Origin of the sequence: Xenorhabdus santafensis (assembly GCF_033949405.1) — a bacterium.
In the GTDB taxonomy this organism is placed as follows: Bacteria; Pseudomonadota; Gammaproteobacteria; order Enterobacterales; family Enterobacteriaceae; genus Xenorhabdus; species Xenorhabdus santafensis.
The window spans coordinates 1-241 of sequence record NZ_VCDN01000416.1; the positions used below are offsets into that span (position 1 = coordinate 1).

General features: G+C 34.4%; 1 protein-coding gene. It reads right to left on the reverse strand.

Annotation, left to right across the window (positions count from 1 at the left end):
- On the reverse strand, positions 1–177 hold a 177-nt coding region (gene yajC, locus FE392_RS22940), incomplete at its 3' end, for a preprotein translocase subunit YajC (RefSeq protein WP_500692716.1).
- Between the last annotated feature and the right edge of the window lie 64 nt (positions 178–241).

Genomic DNA, 241 nt, shown 5'->3' on the forward strand with positions numbered 1-241 from the left:
CACTGATTCGATTGTAGCGTGTAAACCACCGATTGTTACGATAGCATCACCTTTTTTGATTTCATTTTGCATTTGAGCAACTGCTTTTTGACGCTTTTGTTGCGGGCGAATTAATAAGAAATAGAAAATCGCAAACATCGCAACAATCATAACGATATTCATCATACCTGCATTCATCTTTTGTTCCTCCTTTTAAATTATGTATTAGAAGTTTTTAGCATTCGGTTTATTAAAGCCATAC